15 protein-coding genes and 1 tRNA gene are annotated in these 22,909 nt (G+C 59.8%); 4 read left to right on the top strand and 12 right to left on the bottom strand.

Annotated elements, in window-relative coordinates; translation table 11 throughout:
- Complete coding sequence (locus tag KR227_RS09995; protein ID WP_218365201.1) at positions 1 to 1,461, bottom strand: zinc-dependent metalloprotease; 1,461 nt, start codon at positions 1,459 to 1,461, stop codon at positions 1 to 3.
- A 121-nt stretch (positions 1,462 to 1,582) separates the two neighbouring features.
- Here KR227_RS09995 and KR227_RS09990 point away from each other — a divergent pair, with 121 nt between their 5' ends.
- Positions 1,583 to 2,641: a PDZ domain-containing protein gene (locus KR227_RS09990; protein WP_370625222.1), complete on the top strand. Its 1,059-nt coding sequence runs from the start codon at positions 1,583 to 1,585 to the stop codon at positions 2,639 to 2,641.
- A gap of 37 nt (positions 2,642 to 2,678) precedes the next feature.
- Here KR227_RS09990 and KR227_RS09985 read toward each other — a convergent pair whose 3' ends face one another.
- Positions 2,679 to 3,371, bottom strand: a complete 693-nt coding sequence (locus tag KR227_RS09985; RefSeq protein WP_218365199.1) for a hypothetical protein — start codon at positions 3,369 to 3,371, stop codon at positions 2,679 to 2,681.
- A 140-nt stretch (positions 3,372 to 3,511) separates the two neighbouring features.
- The gene (locus tag KR227_RS09980; RefSeq protein ID WP_151550039.1) at positions 3,512 to 4,051 is read right to left on the bottom strand and encodes a PPA1309 family protein; all 540 of its coding nucleotides are present in this window, start codon (positions 4,049 to 4,051) and stop codon (positions 3,512 to 3,514) included.
- A 251-nt stretch (positions 4,052 to 4,302) separates the two neighbouring features.
- Between KR227_RS09980 and KR227_RS09975 the strand changes: the two genes are divergently transcribed.
- Positions 4,303 to 7,344 (top strand): UPF0182 family protein, encoded by a 3,042-nt coding sequence (locus KR227_RS09975; protein ID WP_370625234.1) that lies wholly within the window; start codon positions 4,303 to 4,305, stop codon positions 7,342 to 7,344.
- Positions 7,345 to 7,661: 317 nt separating this feature from the next.
- Positions 7,662 to 7,738: transfer RNA gene (locus KR227_RS09970), tRNA-Met, on the top strand.
- A 2,083-nt stretch (positions 7,739 to 9,821) separates the two neighbouring features.
- Here KR227_RS09970 and KR227_RS09965 read toward each other — a convergent pair.
- Positions 9,822 to 10,244, bottom strand: coding sequence for a hypothetical protein (locus KR227_RS09965; RefSeq protein ID WP_218365197.1), 423 nt, complete (start codon positions 10,242 to 10,244; stop codon positions 9,822 to 9,824).
- Positions 10,245 to 11,078: 834 nt separating this feature from the next.
- On the opposite strand from KR227_RS09965, the gene KR227_RS10930 reads away from it, so the two are divergent.
- Positions 11,079 to 11,969: a CPBP family intramembrane glutamic endopeptidase gene (locus tag KR227_RS10930; protein WP_218365196.1), complete on the top strand. Its 891-nt coding sequence runs from the start codon at positions 11,079 to 11,081 to the stop codon at positions 11,967 to 11,969.
- A gap of 181 nt (positions 11,970 to 12,150) precedes the next feature.
- On the opposite strand, the gene KR227_RS09955 is transcribed toward KR227_RS10930, so the two are convergent.
- The 8 genes from KR227_RS09955 to KR227_RS09920 form a co-directional block, all read right to left on the bottom strand.
- The gene (locus KR227_RS09955; RefSeq protein WP_370625233.1) at positions 12,151 to 13,836 is read right to left on the bottom strand and encodes an ABC transporter ATP-binding protein; all 1,686 of its coding nucleotides are present in this window, start codon (positions 13,834 to 13,836) and stop codon (positions 12,151 to 12,153) included.
- Positions 13,837 to 13,922: 86 nt separating this feature from the next.
- A complete protein-coding gene (locus KR227_RS09950) occupies positions 13,923 to 15,635 on the bottom strand; it encodes an ABC transporter ATP-binding protein (protein WP_218365195.1) in 1,713 nt (570 codons plus the stop codon).
- Positions 15,628 to 17,058 carry an ABC transporter ATP-binding protein gene (locus KR227_RS09945; RefSeq protein ID WP_218365194.1) on the bottom strand — a complete coding sequence of 477 codons (1,431 nt, stop codon included), beginning with the start codon at positions 17,056 to 17,058 and terminating at the stop codon, positions 15,628 to 15,630. The genes KR227_RS09950 and KR227_RS09945 overlap by 8 nt, the downstream gene beginning before the upstream one ends.
- Positions 17,055 to 17,780: an energy-coupling factor transporter transmembrane component T gene (locus KR227_RS09940; RefSeq protein WP_218365193.1), complete on the bottom strand. Its 726-nt coding sequence runs from the start codon at positions 17,778 to 17,780 to the stop codon at positions 17,055 to 17,057. The genes KR227_RS09945 and KR227_RS09940 overlap by 4 nt, the downstream gene beginning before the upstream one ends.
- On the bottom strand, positions 17,777 to 18,334 hold the full coding sequence (locus KR227_RS09935; RefSeq protein ID WP_218365192.1) for an MptD family putative ECF transporter S component: 558 nt from the start codon (positions 18,332 to 18,334) through the stop codon (positions 17,777 to 17,779). Before KR227_RS09935 ends, KR227_RS09940 begins: the two co-directional genes overlap by 4 nt.
- The gene (locus tag KR227_RS09930) at positions 18,334 to 18,891 is read right to left on the bottom strand and encodes an MptD family putative ECF transporter S component (RefSeq protein ID WP_218365191.1); all 558 of its coding nucleotides are present in this window, start codon (positions 18,889 to 18,891) and stop codon (positions 18,334 to 18,336) included. Before KR227_RS09930 ends, KR227_RS09935 begins: the two co-directional genes overlap by 1 nt.
- Positions 18,892 to 19,339: 448 nt before the next feature.
- The gene (locus tag KR227_RS09925; protein ID WP_255549288.1) at positions 19,340 to 21,124 is read right to left on the bottom strand and encodes an ABC transporter ATP-binding protein; all 1,785 of its coding nucleotides are present in this window, start codon (positions 21,122 to 21,124) and stop codon (positions 19,340 to 19,342) included.
- Positions 21,121 to 22,872 (bottom strand): ABC transporter ATP-binding protein, encoded by a 1,752-nt coding sequence (locus KR227_RS09920; protein WP_218365190.1) that lies wholly within the window; start codon positions 22,870 to 22,872, stop codon positions 21,121 to 21,123. Before KR227_RS09920 ends, KR227_RS09925 begins: the two co-directional genes overlap by 4 nt.
- Positions 22,873 to 22,909 lie beyond the last annotated feature (37 nt).

Raw genomic sequence — 22,909 nt, 5'->3', positions numbered from 1 at the left:
CTAGGCGTCGCGGCCGCTGTCCTTATCATCCTCGTCCTTATCGTCGCTGTCCTGAGCGTCCGCATCCTTGGCGTCCGCATCTGCAGCGCCGGAGTCCGTGTTCTCGGCCTCGCGGGCGAGTTCCTCTTCGAGCTTGGCGATCTCGGCGATGGGATCGAAATCGCCGGAGTCCTCGGAATCCAGCAGGCCGTCGATGAACTCGGCGGAGTTATCCAAGTCCTCGGCCACGGGCAGGAAGTCGGGGTGATCCCACACCGCGTCGCGGCGTTCGATACCCACGGCGGTTTCCACGCGGCGCCACAGCTCCTGGGCCTCGGCCACCTTGGGGGCGGCGAATTCGATGCCCACCACCTTGGCAAAGGCCTTTTCGGCGGAGCCGCCGGTGGCGCGTCGGCGGCGCCATGCCTCATTCATCGCCGCGGTCGAGGGCACGCGATCGCCCATGGCTTCGGTGACCACGAGCTCCACCCAGCCTTCGACGAGAGCGAGCATCGTTTCCAAACGGCTGACCGCGGCAGCGTTGCGGGAGGTGACCGTGGGGGAGAGGTCCATGCCCTGCAGCCGGGCCATGGCCTCTTGGATGCCCTCGGGGTCCTGGGCCTCGGTCTGGATTTCGCGCATCGCCTCTTCCACATTGGAGGTGTCGATCACGAGACCGGCGGCGTACTCCTCCACCGAGGAAACGAGACGCTCCACCAGCCAGGGCACGTGCTTGAATAGGCGCTGCCGGGCGGCTTCGCGGGCGCAGAGATAGACCAGCGCTTCCTGGGCGGGTACTCCGAGATCCTTGGACATGGTCTGCAGATTCTGCGGCAGCACCGCGGTGGTATCGCGCGGGGCCACGGGCAGCCCAAAGTCCGAGCCGGTGAGCGCCTGGGTGGCGAGCTCGCCGAGCGCATTACCCAATTGCATACCGAAATTCATGGAGGACATCCGAGAGAGCATGCCGCGCATCGGCGCGATCATCTCCTTGGCCTCCTCGGGCACATTATCGAATTGCGCCTCGTTCATCTGCTCGGCCACAGGCGTCACAAAACGCTTCCACATGGGCAGCGTGTGCTCGAGCCAATCGTGGGCGTTCCACGCCTGCACCGAGGCTTCCGAGGTGGGCAGCTGGGTGGCGTCGTCAAGCCACAGCTCCGCTAGCCGCACCGATTCCCGGACGGCCTCGGCGTCATTCGCCCGTACCGGGCCCGGCGATCCCGCGGCTTGGCGGGCGATACGCTCGGCAAGGCTATAATTCACCGGCCCCTCCGAGTTGGGGTCGTTCATACTCGAGCCCATATCGCTGAGCATCTGCCCAAACTGGTTGAGCATGTCGCCTAAACCACCGGATACAAACTTGGGGTCATCCCCCGAGCCTCCGGAAAAGAACATGCCAAAGGGCGATTGGTCATCCCGACGGCGGTCATCGTCATCGTCTTCATTACCAAAAGAAAATCCAAATCCGTTACGGCTCATGGCACCAAATCTACCGCGCACGGAGTTGGGCTTGCTAGCGAGACAGCCACGCTGAGAGCGAACAGGGCGTGAGCCGCGAGTGTTGAAGCCTCGTGCTGTGGGGAAGGTAATGTGGTCAGTCGTGAATCCTCGTAAGCGCACCTTGACCTACGGCGCCATTCCAGTGGTGGTGCTCGCCGTGCTCGCCAACCTCGATCACGTTCCTGGCACCGACATCTCGCTGACGGTGCCCTATGCCGCCGAGGGGCCCGGCCCCACCTACGATGTGCTCTCGGAGTTTTCCGGGGAGCCGGTCGTGGAGATCACGGGAGCGCCCACCCAGACGACCACGGGCAGCCTCGATATGACCACGGTGGTGGTGCGCCACAATATGTCGCTGGCCCAAACCATGGGGCGCTGGTTGTTCAGTGATGACACGATCGTGCCGATCGAGGCAGTGTTTCCGCGGGATAAGACGGAAGAAGAAGTCCGTGAGATCAACCAGCAGGCCTTTGTGGATTCCGAATCGGCGGCGGTGGTGGCGGCGATGGGTTATCTCAACCGCCCCACCGAGGTAGAGGTGCTCTCCGTGGCCGAGGGCTCCGCCGCCGAGGGCAAGGTGCAGCCAGGCCAGGTGCTGCTCGCGATCGATGACACCCCAATGACCACGCCCGAGCAGGCCCGCGAGGCGGTGCAGTCTCATGAGGTGGGCGATGAGGTCACCGTGACCCTGCGTGATGAGGACGGCACAGAACAGACCGTCACCGTGGAGCTGGGGGATAACCCCCGCGCCCCGGGCACGCCACTGCTGGGCATTGTGATGAGCGCAGTTCCGGGCGATAACCTCGATGTGGATTTCCATCTCGAGGACGTCGGCGGCCCCTCCGCGGGGCTGATCTTCACCCTCGCCGTGGTGGAGAAGCTCTCTGCCGAAGACATCAATGCCTCCTTGCATGTCGCCGGCACCGGAACCATTAGTAATGACGGCACCGTCGGCCCCATTGGCGGCATCCAGCATAAGGTCACCGCCGCCCACCGAGATGCCGGCGCGGAGGTATTCCTCGCCCCGGAAGCTAATTGCGCGGAGGCGCTCAAGGGCGATCACGGCGATATGGACATCATCAAGGTCACCGATCTCGCCGGCGCCATCGAGTCCATGCAGGCCTATAAAAATGGCGGCGACTATCCCACCTGTGACTAGCCGCCGCTTGGGCCTTCGGTCCTAGGACGCGGAGTTCTTAGTCCTCGGAGTCTGCGTTGTTCTCCTCGTCATCGGCAGCAGCCGCGTTATCGGAGTCCTGCTCCTCAGGCTCCGTAGGCTCGCTCTCCGCGGTCCCCGGTTTCTCGGCAAGCCCCAGCTCATAGATGCGCTCTTCCGGATCCACATCATCGGTGGACACCATCTGCTGCAGAATCAGGCCCTTGTCCTTATTCACCACGGTGACAATCGCCGTGGTGCCCATAATGGACCAGCCGACCACGCGATCCTCGGACTTGTCCACCACCTGCGAATTCGAAAACTCGGTCAGCGCCTGCATCACCGACATCGACTTCGGCTTGGAACTCATGAACTGGAACGTGCCCACCTTCGGGCCGGTGCACGTGATCGAATTCGGCAGGCCATTCGGCTGGCAGTCATTGAGCTGCTCAAAGAGCTCCCGCGGCGCCAGATCGCCGTACTTCTCATAGGCCCTACCGATGGAGGCATCCTTAAAGTCCCGTGTATCGGTGCTGCTCGTTGTGCTTGTCGACGCCGTCTCGGTGCTGTCTTCGCTCTTTGCCGAGGATGTTTCCGAGGTGCGGGTCGAGGTCGTGGAACTGGAGGAGCTCTCCGCTACATCCGAGGCCTCGCCCGACCCCGAGCATCCCGCCGCCGTGAGCGCAGCAGTGAGGGCGAGTGCCATCAGGGGCAGAATCCGAGAATCTTTCATGACAGTGTTTTTCCTCCGCGTGGATGCACAATCGATGCGCACGCTATCTAAGACCATTGAGCTAGAGCACAGCGCACCACCCATGCTAGTTCACGCATACCGGCCGCTTGGAATCTTGTTGCCCGCGGTGGGAGCGGGGCCTAGTCCACATTCTCCTCGAAGGAATAGCGCAGCGCGGCGATTACGCCCGGGGCCACCCCGGCGCCGCCGCGGAGCTCAATATCGTCCTCCGCGAAGGCCCCCTTGGCCTCCAGCTCCTCCTCGGTGGGGCGCAGCTGCAGCAGCGTCAGATCGCTTCCGCCGCGCACCACACCAGAGAACAGCCGTGCCGGGCGGGCCGTCGTATCCGCGTGCTCTGCGCTGTCTTTAAACATGATCTCTTGGGCGAGCACCGCGCCCTCCACGCCCTCGGGCCACATGATGCGGGCAATATAATCGCCGAGTTCCTCGGAGCCCGGCTGGATGTGCTCGGGAAGATTATCCTGCACCACGAGAACGAAGGGCGAGTCATCGATGTCCTCCGGGAGAGCGTCGATAAGCCTCTCGCGAGGAACGAGCGCGAACAGGGTAGGGGTGGCGTCCCAGCCCTCGGCGTGAATGAACTCGACTGCCTCCAGCATGGCCTTGTTGAGGGCCTGCGGCAGAAGATAGGTGGCTGCAGATTCGTCGTGATTGCTCATGGCTTCCTTGGATTACGTAATGTGGTGAACTGTCTATGCAGTTTTGGTAGATATGAGTGTGAGATGTGCCGGAGCTGGGTGTGGCTGCGGGACGTCCTCGAGCAGCATGAGGGGGTCCACACACGTCACTATGTGCACCGCATCCGCTGGCTGGCCTCGCCCACGCTCGCACGGACTCACTCCCGCGCCCAACGGTACGGGAACCGTAGTTGATAGAGCGTGACTTAACCTAACAATGTGCATCAAGGAGAATAGCGTTGTCGAATAAGCGGCCCTCGTCCGGCCCGCCCATTAAACGCCCACCGAAGGCCCTCAGCTGGACCTTAGGCATCATTATCGCTCTTGTGGTGATCGCCCCCATGGTCGTCGGCTTCTACACCGACTGGCTGTGGTTTCAGGAAGTAGATTTCACCGGAGTGTTCACCAAGGTAGTGCTCAGCCGCATCGCCTTGTTCTTTGTGGGCGCCATCCTCGCCGGGGGCATAGCGTTCATCGCCGGATACGTCACCTATAAGAATCGCCCCGACTCCCTGGAGGCGATCGATCCGAATAACCCGATCCACCAGTACCGCAAAGTGCTGGAATCCTCCCTGCGGGGTGTGCTCGTCGGGCTGCCGGTGCTGCTGGGACTGTTCAGCGGCTTCGCGCTGCAGCGCGAGTGGCGCACCGTGTTGATGTTCTTCTCCCGAGAAAGCTTCGGCGAAACCGATCCGCAATTCGGCCACGACCTCGGCTTCTACGCCTTTGTGCTGCCCATGCTGCAGCTGATCGTGTCCTACCTGTCGGTATTTCTCATCATCGCGTTCTTCATCGGCCTCATCGGGCACTACCTCCTGGGAGGTATCCGTGTGGGCAACCGCATGACGGGGGTGCGTGCCTCTATTTCCACCTCCGCCCAGGTGCAGCTGACCGTGACCGCCGGGCTGTGGATGCTGGTGAAGGTAGCAGGCTACTATCTCGAGCGCTACTCGCTGCTCTTTAGCAGGAACGAAACGTTCACCGGCGGTGGCTACACCGATATCAACGCGATCCTGCCCGCCAAGATCCTGCTCATGGTGATCGGCATCGTGGTGGCCATTGCGTTCTTCTCCGCGGTGGTGCTCAAGGACCTCCGCATTCCCGCGCTCGCCACCGGCCTGATGGTGCTCTCTGCAGTGGTGATCGGAACGGCCTATCCGCTGATTATTGAAGAGTTCTCGGTGAAGCCGAACCGTGCGGAGAAGGAGCGCGAGTACATCCAGCGCAATATCGACTCCACGCGCTACGCCTATAACCTCACCGACGACAACGTCACCTACATGGAGAACTGGGGAGCAAAGGGCGCTACCGACGAAGAGGTGGCCAATGACCGCGCCACCCTGTCCAATATCCGCCTCCTCGACCCCGAGGTGCTTGCCGCCACCTTCACCCAGCAGCAACAGCTGCGTAACTTCTATGGCTTCCCCGACACCCTCGCCATCGACCGCTACACCACCGATGGGGAGCTGCGCGACTATGTGGTGACCGTCCGCGAGATGGACCCGAACGCGCTGAGTGATAACCAGCGCGACTGGATTAACCGCCACACCGTCTACACCCACGGCAATGGCTTCATTGCCGCCCCCGCCAACCAGGTGGATGAGGTGGCCCGCGATGTGGGATCCACCCGCGGCGGCTATCCCGTGTACAACGTCTCCGATCTGCAGGCGCTGAAGCAAAACCGCAACGATGAAGAAGTAAAGAAGCTCGGTATCGAGGCGAAGCAGCCACGTACCTACTACGGCCCGGTGATCAGTGAGGTCCCCGCCAATGTGGACTACTCCATCGTGGGCGATACCGGCGCCGGCCCAGTGGAGTACGACACCGACACCGACCGCTTCACCTACGACGGCAAGGGCGGCGTGGACGTGGGCAACATGTTCAACCGTGCTGCCTTCGCGCTGCGCTACCAGGAGCTCAACCTCTTGCTCTCCGATCGAGTGGGCAGCGATTCGAAGATTATCTTCAACCGTGACCCGCGCGAGCGCGTGAAGAAGGTGGCGCCGTGGCTGACCACCGACTCCAAGACCTACCCGGCTGTGGTGGATGGACGCATCAAGTGGATCGTGGACGGCTACACCACCCTCGCGAACCTTCCCTATGCGGAACGCACCTCGCTGACCAACGTCACCGAGGATGCCCGCAACCCCGAGGGAACTAACCAGCTGCTCTTCAACGATCAGGTCAGCTATATCCGCAACTCGGTGAAGGCAGTGGTGGACGCCTATGACGGCGATGTTCAGCTCTATGCCTTCGACGAGCAGGATCCCGTGCTCAAGGCCTGGAGCGATATCTTCCCGAATACGGTGAAGCCGAAGTCCGAGATTTCTCCCGAGATCATGGACCACATGCGCTTCCCCGAGGATCTTTTCAAGGTGCAGCGCGAGCTGATGACTCGCTACCACGTGGATGATCCTGGCGTGTTCTTCAACAACGACGCGTTCTGGTCTGTGCCCACGGATCCGACCGCAACGGAAACCCGCACCAGCGAACAAGCTGGCGGCAACGAGGGACGCCAACTGGCCCAGCCGCCCTACTATGTGGTGGCCGCCGACCCGAAGACGGGCGAGCCCAGCTTCCAGATGATCACCTCCTTCCGTGGTCTGAAGCGCGAGTTCCTCTCCGCACACATGGCGGTGTCCTCCGACCCGGACAACTATGGCCACATCACGCTGCGTGTGCTGCCGACGAACACCCAGACGCAGGGTCCGCGCCAAGCGCAGGACACCATGATCTCCTCCGATCAGATCGCGCGTGACCGTTCCCTCTGGGAGCGCACCAACAAGGTGATCGACGGTAACCTCCTCACCCTGCCGGTGGGCGGGGGAGAGATCCTCTACGTGGAGCCGGTGTACACCCAGCGTAAGGACCAGGCCTCGGCCTTCCCGAAGCTGCTCCGCGTACTGATCTCCTACAACGGCAAGGTGGGCTACGCGCCCACCATCGCCGAGGCCCTCGACCAAGTGGGTATCGACCCGAAGGAAGCCGCCGACCTAGATGAGGCCGAGACCGTCGACGCTGGCAAGGACGATGCCACGCCCGAGGACGGGAAGAAGGACGAGGAAGCATCCGCCGAAGATAGGAAGGATGACAGCACGGACACCCCGAGCGGTCCTGCTAGCGGAAGCGGCGATCAGGGCGAAGCCATTGATCGCATCAACCGTGCCCTCGAGAACCTGCAAGACGCCCGCAATGGTTCGAACGAAGAGTACGGTCGTGCCCTCGACGAACTCGATGATGCGGTGCGTGACTACCAGGAGAACTACCAGAACTAGCGCCCTATAACGCTAGGTAGTACGCCGCTTAGAGCGCCCACAGCCCTGCGGGGTTGTGGGCGCTGGTGTTTGAGGTGGTGTGCGGCGGTGTGCGGCGGTGTGCGGTGGTGTGCGGCGGTTCTTGGGGAAGTGTGTGCGGTGGTGCGCGCCGGGTATGGGCTGGGCTGTCTAGTGTGGTTTATCCCAGCGGGGTAGTGCCGAGAATCCGCAGTACACAGAGCGATTTGGATGCTGCGCTATTCCTCTGTATAGTTATCACACGTCGCTGAGACAGGCCGCAAGGCGTGGAACAGCAACAAGTGCATATATGCACCCGACGCGGGGTGGAGCAGCTCGGTAGCTCGCTGGGCTCATAACCCAGAGGTCGTAGGTTCGAATCCTGCCCCCGCTACCACTTTCCGAGAACCCTCGGCTTCCGATTGGAAGTCGGGGGTTTCTTGCTGTGCGGATAGCTTCTGGGGGAGAAGGTCAGTGATGTCAATATCAGAGAAAATTGGGCCACTACTCGGGGCAACCCCAAGCATGTAGCTAGGACGCTACGCACTCTAGATAGAGATGAGCCGTTTAATCTAGGTTTGAGATCATGCTGGGGTCTGGGGCTGCAGGAAACGCCTCACTACGCCATATAATGTCGAGACGTTTTGAAGGTCCTCCCGCGTGCCCAGTCGGAGAGAGCCAGCCAGCCAAACCCTCTCTCAAACTACCGCTGGTGGTGTATACATGGGTGTACATGTACGGGCGATGTGTTGATCCTGAGTCTACGAGATGTAGAGAAGGCTCACTCGGATGTGCTGGTACAGCACACTGGCGCCTGCGGGGTTTTTATGTACGGAAGACCTACATGGCTAACTAGACGAATTGGAATACGTCTATTTGCTGCCGGAATAGAATCTGGAGTAAAGAACCCTAGGGCTATTGCTGGCTATCGAAAGGTATGTGGGGCGTGATATAGCTAGGGGTGTAATGATTAATTCTGGGGTTCATTGCTTGGTTGGCACGTATGCGGAGTTGTTCAATGTAACTTTTGGTAGTTCGTGCTCCGAGAGTTACCCTAATAACGTAGGGTGCTATGAAAGAAGTATGGGGAGAGGGGAATCCCATGTCGCTTTCCCTAGGGGATTTCGTTATTTTTGATGGTAACGGTACTCCGTCGGATTCCTTTTCCGAATGATATGCAATGCGAAAAAGGTATGATTGATGATGGAATTAAAACGTCATTTGCTTGCGTTAGTGTCCCTTATTGGGGTCCTGATGCTAGCCAGTGGGTGCTCAACTTCAGCTGACGAATCGGCCGTATTAGATTCAATGGTGAATGATAATGGGGTGTCGAATTCCGGGGCGAGAGGGTCCGATGAGCCAATACTCGGTAGTGTCACTGATGACGGGAAATGTGATGGGTCCGTGGTCCGGATAGACCTGGAGAAGCCGACTGCTACCATTACATACCATGGTCAGCCGGGGGATGAAGTGACTATCTCCTTAGTCCCAAACGGCAAATCTTCGGAGTTTGACTCTGCGATACAGCAGCATTTTGAGATGGACAGTATGCAGACAGAAATGCAACTTCCCACGGGGATACCGAATAGTTCTATTTCGCACATTGAAGTTTCGGCATCAGGAAGAGTTGGTATAGCTGGAAAATGTCGGATCAATGTCCCGTAAGTGCCTTCATGCGCGCAGGGCGTTTTACGTAAAGTGGGCATATGGGTAGAGTGATTCTCGGTATTTGCCACCATTGCTGTAGCTGCATGAATCTATGTATAGGTTATTCAGGATGTGGGTATGTAGTAAGGCAATTGTGGGATGTGTTTATCAGAAGGCTGTCCGCGTTCAAGGTTGTGTGCGGTTTTAGTGTACATCCACGCTCGGTGGATGGTCATTTATAAACGTTTAGTGCTTATCATCCGCGGGGTAAAAAGTTTGCCCGCCATTCGTCTTTTGCATTTTAGAATGCGACTAATCCCCTTGGGGTCAGACTGGCGTAAGGTGGGTGCATTGTTTTTACCTTTATTAATCTGTTTCAGGTAAAAATAGTGTGAGCGGATAAACAGGCGTTCTTAGCCCGATGCGTGCCCACAAATATCCATCGAGCGGTAGTTGCGATCAGCTACCTCGAAGTGAGATAGGCACAACGTAGGGTGCCGTTGCTCATAGAGTTTGCTAAGTTCTTTAGCTGGTGATTGAAACAGGCAATGTTCATGGCGGCTGAGCAACACAGCAGAAAGTGTCCAAGCATGTAGCCGGCATTGCAATAACACAAGTTCTTGTGACTTGTGAGTTAAAAAGATGTGTAATGTATCGGCCCGGTTCAAGGCCTTAACTCGAAGGTTGTAGGTTTGAATCCTGCCGCAGTACCTCCTTTCGAGAATCTTAGGGTTCGCATTGAAGTCCAGAGGTTTCTTACTGCGCGATTTCTTGTAGGATATGGGCGCCACTCTCCATTCACTTTGAAACATGTCGCAGCGTTGGCGCGTCTTCTAGTACATCTTTCCTGCTCCAGACTTGCCGTAGCGCGCGTCCACCAGCCGGTAGTACTCCTCCCAGCTGTCGGCCTCCATCGGAGACTTGTCCGGATCGAACTCCTCGGCTTCTTCCTCCTGCATCTGCTGCATCCGGAGAGCCCTGATCGGCTCGAGGTACATCTCGTCGAGAACTAGTTCGCTCCCGATGTAGTGCGCCTGTTCGTGAATCTTCATCCACTCGTCGACGTTCTCGTCCAGCCGTTGCCCCGGATTCTGCTTCGCCCAGTTCGCCTTCGCGTTCTCGGTCGCTTCGTAGATTGCTTCTCCGGTCCTGTCCAGCAGTTCCTGCCAGGCTTCCTCGATCGAGTCCTCGTCAGTCGGAAGCCCCAAGATCTCGTGCCATTCCTTCAGCATCGACGGCTCTGCGTATGTCGCCATTGTTGCTGTCTCCTCTTTCTGCTTCGGGTGTTGGTTGAAGGGCGCTGTTGAACGTGACGCACAGCTTCAGTGATTCTGTCATCGTCTGCTCGTCTCCGGCAGGCCATGTGAGCTATCCCTCTCGGCGAACACCCCTCCATGGTGGATGGCGCTGCTCGGCCGATGTCGAGCAGGAGCACAGGACTAGTTTTTCGGCTGAGGGCATGGGGCATCACGGTGCTGTGTGTTGTCGCCAGATTCTGTCGGTGGGACTGTATCGCCGAGTGATGATGGCCTTCTCCAGAGCCTCGTGGATGATTCGCACGTTCGCTGCGATGGGGCTCATGGTGTGCACTACGTCGCCGCTCTGCCCGCTGCGGCCGCGTGCACAGAGCTGGGCACCCCAGGGTTGTGACTATGACGCTCCTCACCCCAGCGGCTCGCCGACTCACAGCAGCTCTCATTGCCTCGATGAAAGTGTCTTATACGCGAGATTATTCTCACTTTTGGGGCGCGAATAACGTAATAGGGAGGGGCAGTGGCGAGGAGATGCTGGAGATTTCCTGCTGCACCTTACATAAGCCCGCCGAGCAGAACCGCTGATCACCGTTCTGGATGTGTAGCGTGGTGGGTAGTAGGACGTCACTTTCTTCCTCGAGGTCATAGACCTAGGAGTGCGCCTATCCAGCAGCCAGACCTATCGCTCCCATTGCATTCCGGTGAGAGCGCTAGGTGTTTACCGCGGCTCTTTCCCGCAGAGAATGGACATTTCCCTTGTCGCCGACAACAGAACCACACGACTCCCATTCGGTACGGCATGCACTGCCGAAAAATAAGACACCCCTCATACCGGCGGTGGATTTCGATGAACGCCTAGCCCCGTGGCGCACACGAAACCTCATCATCAGTGTCATTGTTCCCACGATTCTCGTCATGGTCGTGGTGTTCTGTAGCGACATCCTCGTCGGGATCATGGGTGACCTTTCTGCCAGTGTCTCCTCCCTAGCTGTGATGTCCCCGATCAACATAGGCTCCACCCTCGGGCGCATCCTTGCTGTCCTCCTGTGCCTTCTGCTGCTCACCAAGGTGTTTCGGTTGCGGCTGCCCGATCTGGGCATGGTTCGAGAGAACCGCTTCGGCACCTGGATCACGGGTGTCGGTTTCGGCTTCGCCGCGGTGACCATCGTCTACCTGCTCAACGTGCTCGTCGGGGCCCTCGATGTCACGTTCACCATGAAGGCGAACGAACTGTGGATGCTTCTGCTTGCGGCTGTCTTCTTTGCGTTCCAAGGATTCTTCGAGGAATTGCTCTTTCGTTTCTTCCTCATCCCAGCTTATGCCGCGCGGATCACTGTGGCAGGCGCTATCGGCCTCTCGTCGATCCTCTTCGCATTCATCCACCTGAACAACCCGAACCTGACCATCTTCGGTCTGGTGAACTTGGTGCTCTACGGCGTCGTATTCGGCACGATGTACTGGCGCACAGGTAACGCCTGGTTCGTCGCCGGCTGGCACAGCGGCTGGAACTTCGTGCTCGCCATGCTCTACGGATCGCACGTCTCCGGCAACGTCCTACCCGGTTCCATCGTGTCCTCGGCTCCGAGCGGCAGTGCACTGCTCAACGGTGGTGAGTTCGGCCTCGAGGGCTCGGTGCTCACCACGATCCTCGGCATCGCGATCATTGCGTGGTGCATAAAGACAAAGAAAAAGGACACCACCGCAGTGGTGTCCAAGCGGGTGCGCTAAACACCCCTAATCAGCACCAATAGTGCGCACAGCAGGGACATCGCCTCACGGACGCTCTTAGCGGCCATCTCGTCCGCGAAGCTGCTGTGGTTCATCCCGCGCCGCGGGGCACTGGTGCGTCGAGAATGCCGAGAACTGGAGTGCCCAGTGCGCCCCGCCTGGGGAACGCACTGGGCGCCGTTTAGCTTTGGGTGGTGATGCTCCAGCCGGAGGCTGCTTCGCGGCGGTTCCAGAAGCGGCGGTAGGGTCCGTTGGCTGCGTAGAGTTCGGTGTGGGTGCCGTGTTCGGCGATGTGGCCGTCGTCGCTGAGTACGATGATGTTGTCTGCTTCGCGTACGGTGTCGAGTTTGTGTGCGATGACGAGTACTGTTGCTTCGTCGCGGAGCTTGTCGACGCTGGCAACGATGTTGGCTTCGTTTTCTGCGTCGAGGGCGCTGGTTGCTTCGTCGAGGAGCACGATGGGTGCTTTTTTGAGTAGGGCGCGGGCGACCGAGACGCGTTGCCGTTCGCCGCCGGAGAGGGATCGGCCGCCCTCACCCACACGAGCATTCCACCCATCGGGCAGTCGCTCGGCAATAGATGTCACCCCAGTGAGAGCAGCTGCTTGTTTCACCTCATCGTCGCTCGCTCCTTCCCGGCCGACGCGGATATTTTCCATCAGGGTGTCATCGAAGAGGTAGACGTCCTGAAACACCATGGAGATCTGTCGCATGAGCTGCTCGGTGGTCTGATCGCGCACATCGACGCCACCGACGCGAACGACACCGGAATCAACATCCCAGAAGCGAGAAATAAGCCGGGCAACAGTGGTTTTACCAGAACCCGAAGGCCCCACCAGGGCCACCATGGTGCGCGGCGGGACGCTAAAGGACAGGTCGTGGATGACCGGGCTCTCGGCGTCGTAGCCAAAACTGACGTTGTCGAACTCGATCTCCCCAGGGGAGGGGAGCTCGGCTTCTGCGGATGGCTCAGAGAGAACCTCGGCATCGAGAATCTCCATGGCTTGATCCAATGGTGCCCGCGCCATGTCCATGCCGATGAGCGTGTCCATCAGCGCATTGAGTACCTGGCTGTATCGCAAGGTAAGGCCGATAATGGCAATGGTCTGCAATGGGCCTAGGGTGTCGTTGATCGCGAGGCTCGCGGTCGCTGAGATCATCACCACCAGGACCATCTGCACGACACCTCCTGCCAGCGCAATCGGCACCAGTGACATCCACAAATCCCGCAGCCGGGCCTTGTCTTCGGCCTCGGTGGCCTGACGCAGTGGGGCGAATTCACTCGATCGGCCCGCCGCGCGTAATGCCGGCTGGCAGGCAGAAAATTCCACAATGCGATGGGATACCTCGCGTGTCTTCGGTACGACATTGGCCGTGGACTTCGCTTTTAGCCACTGGGCTAGTCCATTGACGAGGAGTACCACGGGGATGAAGGCGGTGAGGGCCAGTCCTAATGTGGGGTCCCAGAACCATGCGCCGATGACGATGACGAGCATCGTTGCGGCATTGCTTAAGATGGTGGCCATCATGTGTGCCAGTGTTTGGCCAATGGACATGAATCCATCGGTGACCAGCTGGGATAGCCCACCGGTGCGCTCCGAGCGGAACCAGCCAAGCGGCAGGGCAGCTAAGCGGTCGCCAAGGCGGTGGTGCAGGCTCGTAATCAAATCGAGGGCGACGTCATAGCCCACGATGGCTGATCGATAACGCAGTACTGCGCTGATGAGTGCAAGGCCAGCCAGGATGAATAACCACGTGGTGAGGTCGAAGCCCCAACTCGTGCCGCCGACGGCCATCGTCATTGCCGTAGGCAGTAGCGCCAGCATGGCGAGACCATCGACCACGCCCATCGCGGTGGTGAGGGCCATGTGGCGGATGTTCTGGGACCGACCACGGTCGGTGAGGAGGCGGCGGATAGGTCCGATGAGGAGAGGGCTGCGGATAACGGAGACGCTCACGAGACTGCTCCTTGCATGAGCTCGGTAACGGCGTCGGTAGTGACATCCGCGCCGCGAAGGATGGTGTGGATACGGCCGCCGACAAGGTGCACCACCATGTCGGCTCCGAGAACCGACTCCGGCTTATGTGCGATAACCAATACAGTGCGGCCCACGACGAGCCGGTTCAACGCTGCTTGAATTTCCGCTTCACAGTCGGTGTCCGTTGCTGCTGTTGCCTCGTCCAAAACGAGGATCGGGGCGTCGGCAAGCAATGCCCGCGCGATGGCAATGCGCTGGCGCTGGCCGCCAGAAAGATCAGTGGTGATGGTGTCCAAGCCCAAAGGCAGGGAGCGAATATCCTCGGCAATCTGGGCGTCAGCAGCGGCCTGCCAGACATCCTCGAGGGAGGCATCGGGGCAGGCGAGAGCGATATTGTCGCGCACGGACATCTCCGGCAATTGCGGGTCTTGGAGCACGAAGGACACGCGCTCATAGAGCTCCGCGGTAGGAATATTCCGTACGTCTGCACCACCAATTGTCACCGTGCCAGAGGTGGGATCTTGGAAGCGTGCCACCATTGTGGCCAGCGTTGACTTACCGGAGCCCGACGGGCCGATGAGCGCAGTGACGGTGCCTGGGTTCAGCGTCAGGGAGACGTCGGAAAGCGCCGTATTCTCGCCATAAGAGAAGGAAACGTTGTGGAACTCCACGGTGTTATCGCGCGGATGTTCCGGCTCCTCTGGCGGATTCAGAGAGGGACTGTCTAATACATCCTTGACGCGTAGGGCGGCGTTGCCTGCCATCTGATAGGCCCACATGGAGTTGCCCATCGTGGTGATGGCCAAAGGAACCATCAGGGCGATCAGGCTGGTCGCAATCACATCGGCCGGATTGACGTAACCCTGGGAAACCAACCAGGCGCCACCGCCGAGGTTGATCAACACGAGCACCGACACACTGATCGTGGACTCGGCCAAGCCGGAGATGCGCAGCATCGGTCCCACCCAGTCGAGATAAAACTTGCTGAAGGTGTTGGCGGCATCCCGGTAGCGGCGGTGCGCCTGGCCGACCCTGCCGAAGGTTTTCACCACGGCGATGCCATCGGCAAATTCGGTGGCAGTCGCCGAGACGTTGCCGAGGTGGTCATCCATGCGGGCGGTCTTTTCTCCCATGGACGACATCATCCAGGCTTGTACCGCGATGTAGATCGGCAGTGTGGCGATAGACAGCAACCCCAACCGCCAGTCGACGATAAAGGCATAAACGACCAGTGCGATGGGGGCGATAACAGCTGCGGTGCTTTCCGCGGGGGCGTGTGCGACGAGCATGTGCAAGGTTTTGACATCGTCCTGCACGGCTTTGCGTACTCGGCCAGAGTTTTTATCGCTAAACCACGCCAGTGGGGCGTGCGAAATGTGTTCAATAATGCGGTCGCGCAGAATTCGGTTGAGCTTAAGATCCGCGAAGTGGGTGACCGCCAAACCCAAGGTGAACAGCAGGATCTGCAGAATGAACGTGCCGATCAAGAAGTAGACGATGGTGCGCACCCGGTCGGGGTCGGTCGTAGGTGAAAGAAGCTCCTCGCCGAGCCGGACCAGTGCGACATAGGGCGCGACCCGAAGTATTGCGGATAGTGCTGAGAGGATCCGAGCAATCCAGATCTGCTTCTGGATCGGGGAGAGGAATTCATTGAGAGCGGTTTTTCCCGCCTGATATTTATTATCCATGTGTCTTCCTGTTGATATCTGGAAGGTGAACGACGTAATCCGCGCACTCCTCGATAAGTTCCTCGTCGTGGGTGATAACGATGACCACCGCACCAGCGTCGGCAAGCTGCCGCATCCGCTCAGCAATAGCGACCAGATGAGCCTGGCCGACACCCGAGGTGGGCTCATCGAGGATGTGTACCTGTTTGTTCTGGGCCATTGCTGAGGCAATGACGAGCCGTTGCCGCTGCCCGCCGGAGAGCGACTGGGGGTGGCGATCTTCTAACCCGTCGAGATCGAGCTGGGCGAGAAGCGTGCTGACGTCGATAGCCTCGCGTTCAGAGGCGGTGTGACCGAGGGTGATCTCGTCCTCCACGGCCTCGGCGAAGAGCTGACGGCTCACGTCCTGCATGACGATATAGCTGGCCTTGGTGCGGGCGGCACTGCGCATGGGGGTGCCGTTGATGCTTATGGTGCCGCCGCGCGCCGGCGAACTCAGGCCGCACAATAGGCGCGCCAGCGTGGTTTTACCGCAGCCATTTGGTCCGGTCAGGGCGGTGATAGCGCCGGCTGGGAAGGATGCCTCAGGGATATCGAGAATCTGCTTCGAGAGATAACTGAAGCGAATATTCTCCAGCTGCAGGCCAGCGCTGCCCTTTGGTGGCGCGGGAGGATGCGTGCCCTCCGGTGGGGTGATCCGGCGCAGCCCCAATTCGCGGCGCTGAGCGTCGGAAAGCGCAAAGAACTCTTCGCCGGTGAAGCGGTGTGCCAGCCGGCCATCGCGGAAATAGAGCACCTGGTCCGCGAGGTCGCGGAGGAAGTAGAGTCGGTGCTCAGCGACAACGATGGTGCGCCCAGCGGCTTTTTGGTGGGCGAGGATATCGTGCAAATCGTCGATGGCATCCGGGGAGAGATTGGATGAGGGTTCATCGAAAAGAAGTACCGGTGCTTGGCTGGCGATTGCGGCGGCGCAGGCAACCCGCTGAGTTTGACCGCCAGACAGTTCGTTGAGTTTTCGGCCAATAAGGTGCTCTGTGTTGGTTTCTTTCGCCGCCGCGCGAATGCGGGCGATGGTGTCCTCGGCCGGAATCCCGAGGTTTTCATTGCCGAAGGCCAGCTCGCTGGTGACCTCGTCGGTGAAGAACTGGGTGCGCGGGTTCTGGAACACCGTGGCGGAGGTGAGCAGCGCATCGTGCAGCGGCTGGTTGGGCACATCGGTGCCGGCCACCGTGACCGTGCCGGTGAGCGTGCCGGGATGGAAATTGGGTACCAGCCCATTAAGAAGGCGTAGCCCAGTGGTTTTTCCCGAGCCGGAGGCGCCGCATAGCACTGTGAGCGTGCCAGCTTCGGCGCTGAAGGTGATATCGCTCAGGCCATGCTCGGTGAGTTCACCGTTGGTGCCGAAGGTGTAGCGGAAATGAACGTCCGCGACGCTGATAGTCATAGCGGCAGCTCCCAATCGCTTTGGGCAAGGATGATCAGTGCAATAACGGCGAGGATGAGGACGGCGTCGACGGGGCGGAAGCGCGGTTGCATGATGGAGGTCGGCTTGCGCGGCCCGCCGAGGCCACGAATCATGGCCGCAGCCGCGAGCTCATCGCCGGCGCGGACCACAGTGGTCAGCAGGGGGATGACAATAAGTTCCGCGGTACGTAGGGGGTGGGCCATCATGGACCAGCCGGTGGGGCGGATGCCGCGCAGTGTCATCGCATCGACGACGGCGCGCGCCTCGGTGGCGATAACGGGGAACATGCGAAAGACCACTGCCAGCGGCACGACCAGGAAATTCGGTGCGTGTAGCCGCTTGAGCGCATCGATGAGCTCGGTGGGGCGGATAGAAGATACAGCCCAGTAGGCGGCGGCGATGACCAGGCCAAACCGCGATAACCAGTATCCGATACCGGAGAGCAACGCCAGGGTGGTGGAGGCGCCGGCGTTGATGATGATCTCGTAGCCGAAGACGAAGAACAGCCAGAAGATGAGGAACCCGAAGAAGGGCTTCGGTCGCCGCAATGTCGCCAGTGCCGTAAACACGACGACTGCGGCGGCGATCTCTACTGTTCTCGTCGTCGCCCCCAGCGCCAGTGCGTTGACCGTGAGGAGCGTCAGCAGCACAGTTCGGGGGTCGGGGCGAGACAGCGGCCGCGGTTCGGGGATGGGTGTCATGCCAGACCAGCGCGCTGGAAATTACGGTGGCTCAGGCGCTGCCCAAGCAGCCCTCCGAGGACACCGACAATGAACATGCCGATAGCCCAGATGAGCAGCACGGGGCCGTTGAGCACAGCGGAGATGGAGTCGGCGTACTCCGGGTTCATCCGCTCCGCGACATCAGCCCAAAACTCGTCGCTGTTGAAGATGACGGGTAGCCAGCCGATGACCAGCCAGATGCTGAACACGCCGTAGGCTAAGGGGAAATTCTTCGTGGCCTTGAGGATCGCATCGGCGGCAAGCCCCAGCAGCGGGGCGAGGATGAGCATGGCCCACCAGTTGCCGAATGCGACGAAAAGGATACTAGTGATGAGCGCCAGCAGGGTCAGCGCACCGAATTTCGGGACGCGGGAGGCGTATACACCCACAACCATACCGTTGGCCAGAATGCCAATGAGGATGCCGATGAACATGAACGCCGGACCGGCTAATTCGATCATGCCGGTGAGCAAGACAACCGCGATATACAACGCGGTGAATATGCCGACGTTGATGAAGTCTCTGGTGGTCATTAGGCGAGTCCTGCTCGTTGGAAGTTGCGCTTATTGAGTTTCTTGCCGAGTAGGCCGCCGGCGTAGCCGAGGATGAAGAGCATGATGAACCAGATGGCTACGACCCAGTTGGTGAATAGCGCACGCATCTGCTCGGTGTATTCGGCGCCCATCTGTTCGGTGAGTTCGGCGTAGTAGGTGTCGGCGTTGACGATGGCGGGCACGAGGGGGCTGATGAACCACAGGGTGAAGATGGCGTAGGCGAGGGGGAAGTTTTTGTTCTTGAGGAGATCGGCGGCGAGGCCGAGTAGCACCATGACTATTGCGATGCCCCACCAGTGGCCGGTGGCGATGAATAGGAGGGCGTTGATGAGGCCGAGGAGGGCTAGTGCGCCGACTTTCGGGACGCGGGTGGAGTAGAGGGCAATGACTGCGCCATCGATGAGGATGGAGAGGGTCCAGCCGACGAACATGAATGCGGGGCCGAAGAAGCCGATCATGCCGATGGCGAAGACGACGACGAAGTAGAGGGCAGAGAAGATGCCGACGTTGATGAAATCACGGGTTGTGAACTTCACGAGTCCTACCTTAGGGAATAGTTAGTGGAACCTACCCTAACTATTGTTACTCTTCGTAGGGGGGTGTCAAGGTTGGCTTGAGGTGTGGTGATGGGGGAGTGGGAGTCTTTGGTGAATCCGCGCGCGTGGCAAGGTGTGCGTGTGGTGTGTCGTAGTCGTTGAGCAGGGAGAATGCTGTGTTCATGGCGTGGGGCGCGCTGCGAGTGTGCGAGTGCTCACGGGCTCGGGTTAGTCCCTATAACGGGGGCGCGGGCAGCAGAGGGCGAGCCTGCCGTGCCGCGGGCGGCCGCTGCATCCTCAGCGTCGGCGAGCGAGTGGGGTGGGGCCTGAATAGTCTGACGTGCCCTCTTATGGTCTCGATACAACCGTGTAGTAGCAAAACCACGGCACACATCGGCGGTGCCGACATGTGCCGTGGTGTGGTTGCTCCCGCGGCGCGGGGCGTTGTTTAGCTTTGGGTGGTGATGCTCCAGCCGGAGGCTGCTTCGCGGCGGTTCCAGAAGCGGCGGTAGGGTCCGTTGGCTGCGTAGAGTTCGGTGTGGGTGCCGTGTTCGGCGATGTGGCCGTCGTCGCTGAGTACGATGATGTGGTCTGCTTCTCGTACGGTGTCGAGTTTGTGTGCGATGACGAGTACTGTTGCTTCGTCGCGGAGCTTGTCGACGCTGGCAACAATATTGGCTTCGTTTTCTGCGTCTAGGGCGCTGGTTGCTTCGTCGAGGAGCACGATGGGTGCTTTTTTGAGCAGGGCGCGGGCGACCGAGACGCGTTGCCGTTCGCCGCCGGAGAGGGACCGGCCACCCTCACCGACACGGGAATCCCAGCCCTGGGGCAAATGTTCGGCGATAGTGGTGACACCGGCGAGTTCGCCAGCAGCGCGGACCTCTTCGTCGGAAGCATCGGGGCGGCCGACGCGGATATTTTCCATCAGGGTGTCATCGAAGAGGTAGACGTCCTGGAACACCATGGACAGTTGTTGCATGAGCTGCTCGGTGGTCTGCTCGCGTACATCGACGCCACCGACGCGGACGACACCGGAATTAACGTCCCAGAACCGAGAGATCAGCCGGGCGATAGTGGTTTTGCCGGAGCCGGAGGGGCCGACGATGGCAACCATGTGGTGGCGGGGGACGGAGAAACTGATATCGCGCAGAACAGGCTGGTCGGCGTTGTAGCCGAAGCTCACATCGGAGAACTCAACAGTGCCGGGTGCAGTGAGCGTCGCGGGCTGTGCAGGCTCCGGTAGCCGGGGAGCGTCCATAATGGCGCTGGCCTGGTTTAAGGGTGGGCGGATTGCGTCTACGCCGATGAAGAGATTGCCCAGTTCGGACAGGATCTGGGAGTAGCGCAGGGTCAAACCGATAATCGCGAGGGTCTGCAAAGGGGGCAGGGTGCCATCGATGGCGAGGTTCGCCGCACCGGTCACAATCAGCACCACGAGCAGCTGCATCATCACGCCACTCATAGCGCTTGGAATGAGACTCACCCACGCATCTCGGTTGCGAGCTTTGTCATTGTCGCGGCCCGATTGAATCAGCGGCTCGAAATCATCGGCCCTGCCGGCGGCGCGCAATGCCGGCTGGCAGGCAGAAAATTCCACAATGCGGTGAGACAAGTTCTGCGTGGAAGGAACAACCTTTTCCGAGGCTTTCCGCTTGATCGACTGCGCGATAATTAATACCACGTAGGTCACGAGCGCAATAACAGTGAGTGTCAGACCGAGGACAGGGTTCCACAACCAGGAGCCAGCAACAATGACCACCAGCGTTGCGGTGTTGGCCGAAATCTGACCGACTATGCGTGCTTGCAGCTCACCGATGAGCAAAAAGCCATCGCTGACTAGTTGCGATAGGCCGCCAGTGCGGGAGCTGCGGAACCACCCCAGCGGCAATGAGGCAAGAGCATTGCCGAGCAGTCGGTGCAGATTCTTAATGAGATCGAGGGCGGAATCAGAGCCAACGCGGGTGTTGATATACCGCAACACAGCGCCGGCGAGTGCGAGCACGGCCAAAATGAGCAGCCACCCCGTGGTTTCTAAGCCCCATTCGGCTTGCCCCGTGGCCAGTGACAACGTCAGCGGGAGGAGCGTCAGCAGGGCGGCACCTTCGATCGCGCCGATAATGATGGATAGAACGATATGCCGACGCTGCAGAGCCCAGCCTTCGTCTGTAAACATGCCCCGTGAGACCTTCAGCAGCAACGGGTCCTGCATAGTGGCGCGTAGTGATGTATTCATCGGGCGGAAACCTCCATCAGCTCAGCAACGGACTGCGGAGTGACGTCATCACCGCGCAGGACCTTATTAATACGACCAGCAGTCAGGCGAACCACCATGTCTGCTCCTTGTACCGACTCCGGCTTGTGGCCAATCACCAGCACCGTGCGGCCGACAACCAAACGGTTCAACGCGGCTTGGATTTCGGCTTCGCAATCGGGATCAGTTGCCGCGGTTGCCTCATCGAGAATGAGAATCGGGGCGTCGGCGAGTAATGCTCGGGCGATGGCAATGCGCTGGCGCTGGCCACCCGAAAGCCGGCTCGAGCCGCCAACGATGGTGTCTAGCCCATCGGGAAGCTCGCGAATATCCTCGGCGAGCTGGGCAGCTGCAGCGGCCTGCCAGATATCGTCCTCGCTCGCATCTGGGCGGGCCAGGGCGATATTGTCGCGGATGCTCATTTCCGGAAGCTGGGGATCCTGCAGCACGAAGGCCACATGCTTATACAGAGTGTCGGCGGGGATGGAGCGAATATCGGCCCCGCCGATACTGACTGTGCCCTCGGTGGGGTCTTGGAAGCGCGCAACCATGGTCGCTAAGGTGGATTTACCCGATCCGGATGGGCCAACCAGGGCGGTAACGGTCTGTGGCTCGAGGGTGAGGTTGATATCGGAGAGTGCAGTATTGTCGCCATAGGCGAAGGACACCCCAGAGAACTGCACGGTGCTATCTGCCGGTGTTTCCGCGTGCTCAGGAGCGGGCAGCGTCGGGCCACTGAGAATCTCTCTAATGCGTAGTGCCGAGTTCCCGGCGAGCTGATACGCCCACACCGAACGGCCGATAGCCTGAAGCGACAGGGGCACAACTACGGCAATCAAGCTGGTGGCTAGAACATCGACGGGGTTGACATAGCCGGCGTGGACCAGAGCAGCGCCGCCACCCAAGTTCACAAAGAACAATACGGGGATAGCGATCACGGCTTCGGAAAGAGCACCGATCCGCAACATGGGGTTCACCCACGCGAGATAGAATTTGGCGAAATTATCCGCTGCCGTCTGGTAGCGAGAATGAGCTTGACCGACTCGGCCGAAGGCCTTGACGACGTTAATGCCATCGGCGAACTCCACTGCGGTGGCCGAGACATCGCCGAGGTAGTTGTCCATTTCGGCGGTTTTCTCGCCCATATTGGAGATCATCCACGCGTGCATAGCTAGGTAAATAGGCACAGTGGCGATGGACAATAGGCCCAAGCGCCAGTCCACAATGAAGGCGTAGGTGATGAAGGCCAGCGGTGCGATTGAGGCAACAGTCTGTTCCACTGGGGAGTGGGCGACGAGTGTGTGCAGGGTCTTCACATCGTCTTGCATTGCCTTGCGGATACGCCCCGAGGTGCGGTCACTAAACCAGGCCAGAGGGGCAGTAGAAATGCGGTGGATGATTCTTTCGCGCAAGACTTGGTTGAGTTTGAGGTCTGCGAAGTGCGCGATGGCCAGCGCCAGCGTGTAGATAGAAAGCTGGGTCAAGAAGGTGCCGATGAGCACCAGCACGATGGTATTGACGCGATCCGGGTCGGGCGCGATACCGGCATCATAAGCCGGAAGTAGCTCCTCGCCGAGTCGCACGAGGGCGACATATGGCGCAACTCCGAGAACTGCGGAGATGGCGGCTAGTATTCGTGCCGCCATGATGCGGCCTTTGACCGGCTCGAGCAGTTCGTTCAAAGATTTTTTGCCAGCGGCGCGTTTATCAGCGCCGGAGGATTCAGCCATGGTGTGGTCCTTAAATGGTTATCTCAATCTTTGTGTA

This window comes from Corynebacterium sp. TAE3-ERU30 (assembly GCF_019209925.1).
GTDB classification, from domain to species: domain Bacteria; phylum Actinomycetota; class Actinomycetes; order Mycobacteriales; family Mycobacteriaceae; genus Corynebacterium; species Corynebacterium megadyptis.
Note: the sequence above shows the minus strand (reverse complement) of the source record. Positions and strands in the feature narration are given on the sequence as shown.